The organism is Streptomyces sp. NPDC021012 (assembly GCF_044333355.1).
Classification (GTDB): domain Bacteria; phylum Actinomycetota; class Actinomycetes; order Streptomycetales; family Streptomycetaceae; genus Streptomyces.
In genome coordinates this window covers 1-2,181 of record NZ_JBIRQU010000033.1, presented here as the reverse complement: position 1 = coordinate 2,181, position 2,181 = coordinate 1, and the positions used below count along the sequence as shown (strand labels likewise).

2 protein-coding genes are annotated in these 2,181 nt (G+C 68.8%); both read left to right on the top strand.

The annotated features are described in order from the left end of the window. The first annotated feature begins 169 nt into the window (after positions 1-169). Positions 170-1,051 (top strand): RimK family alpha-L-glutamate ligase, encoded by an 882-nt coding sequence (locus tag ACH4TP_RS40310; protein ID WP_398440718.1) that lies wholly within the window; start codon positions 170-172, stop codon positions 1,049-1,051. Then, positions 1,048-2,175, top strand: coding sequence for a M20/M25/M40 family metallo-hydrolase (locus ACH4TP_RS40305; protein ID WP_398440717.1), 1,128 nt, complete (start codon positions 1,048-1,050; stop codon positions 2,173-2,175). Before ACH4TP_RS40310 ends, ACH4TP_RS40305 begins: the two co-directional genes overlap by 4 nt. Positions 2,176-2,181 lie beyond the last annotated feature (6 nt).

Below are 2,181 nucleotides of genomic sequence, written 5' to 3'. Positions count from 1 at the left end.
CCGGGTAATCAGGGCTTGTAATCGTGTGGGGGTGGGTCAGCGGGGTGTGTCGTTGTGGATGAGCTTGTTGCGGATGTTGGGGGGTGGGGGGTGCTCGTAGTTTCGTTTTCCGTGCGGCGGGTGGGTTGTGCCGTCCGGGGTTGGTCGGTGGTCCTATTACGGAGGTCACGTGTCAGCGACGCCAGAGCGCGGGGGTGGCTGCGAGATCGCGGTGCTTGCCAGCAGGGTCGGTGCGGATGAGAAGAGGCTGTTTGACGCGTTCGACCGGCGCAAGGTCCGTTTCGAGCATGTCGACACGCGCGGTGCGTGGTTCGTGGCCGGCCAGGGTGGTCTGCCTTGGGGTGTGGCGCTGAACCGGGAGATCGGTCAGGTCCGTGCGGCTTATGCGGCGCACAGTCTTGCCGCGGCCGGGGTCGATGTCGTCAACAGTGCCGGTGCGACCGAGGTGTGCGGGGACAAGTGGCGTACCACGCTGGCCCTGGAAGCGGCGGGGATCGCGACGCCGCGGACCGCGCTGGGGCTGACCCCGCAGGCCGCGCTGACGGCGTTGGACTCCACCATCGGGTATCCGGCGTTGATCAAGCCGTTGGTCGGCTCGTGGGGCCGGCTGGTGGTGGAGCTGCGGGATCGTGCGGCGGCACAGGGTGTGCTGGAGTACGTCGGCGCGCTGTCGGGGCCGCAGTCGCATCTGGGGTATGTGCAGGAGCTGATCGACAAGCCGGGCCGGGACATCCGGGTGGTCGTGGTCGGCGGCCAGGTCCTGGGTGCCATCTACCGCACCGGTGAATCGCTGCGGACGAACGTGGCGCTGGGCGGGCAGGTCCACCCGTGTGAGGTGACGGCGGAGATCGAGAAGCTGTCGCTGGACGCGGCGGCCGCGGTGGGCGCGGAGATCGCGGGGGTGGACCTGATCGAGGACGGTGAGGGCCGGCTGCTGGTCCTGGAGGTCAACCACCGGGTGGAGTTCACCGGTTTCCAGTCCGCGCTCGGCGACCGGGTCGATGTCGCGGACCACATCGTGGGCTTCCTGCGGGATCGGGCGCGGCGATGAACGAGGCGTTCACTTCCTCGGGAAGTGTGACCGAGACGTATGCCGTCGGGCTGCTGCGGGCGATGCTGGAGATTCCTTCTCCGTCGTATCACGAGCGTGCGCTGGGCGACTATGTGGTGCGGGCGATGACCGATCTGGGGTTTCGCGCGCATATCGACGGTGTGGGCAACGCGGTCGGTGTGATCGGGCGCGGGGACGGCCCGACCGTGATGCTCCTTGGGCATATGGACACGGTGTCGGGGCTGGTTCCGGTGCGTTCCGAGGACGGCCGGCTCTATGGCCGGGGCGCGGTGGACGCCAAGGGGCCGCTGGCGGCGATGATCTGCGCGGCGGCCGGTGCGGCCGACTTCCCGGGCCGGATCGTGGTGATCGGTGTGGTGGAGGAGGAGACCCCGCGCTCACGCGGCGCGATGGCGATCCGGGCCACGCACGACCGGCCGGACGTGCTGGTGATCGGCGAGCCGAGTGGCTGGTCGAGTGTGGTGCTGGGTTACAAGGGCAAGCTGGACCTGCGTTACACCGTGAAGTGCCCCGCCACTCATCCGAGTAATCCGGAGCCGAAGGCGTCCGAGCTGGCTGTTGACTGCTGGAACGCGCTGGTGGACCTGCTCGGCCCGGAGGCGAGTCATGGTGTGTTCGACCAGCCCGGGGCGACGCTGGTCCAGCTCAACGGCGACCTGACCACCGCGACGGCGGAGCTCAGTGTCCGCACCCCTCCCGGCTTCGACGCCGAGGAACTCGTCAACCGGCTGCGGGAGCGTTTGCCGGACGGTGAGCTGGAGGTGCGGAACTCGGTGAAGGCGTGCCGGGTGGGCCGGTCCGATCCGGCGGTCCGGGCCCTGGTGTCCGGGATCCGGCAGCTGCATGCCCAGCCGCGGTTGAAGGTGAAGACGGCCACCTCGGACATGAACACCCTGGCCGAGGTCTGGGACATCCCGATGGCCACCTACGGCCCCGGTGACAGCAGCCTCGACCACGCCGACGACGAACACATCGTGCTCTCCGACTATCTGCGCGGCATCGACGTGCTCACCACCGCCATCAGCGAGCTGGCACACCTGCCCGCACACCCGGACAACGACCCGGCAGGCGAGGCACCGCTACGCATCAGGAGTCTCAGGTGACCGACA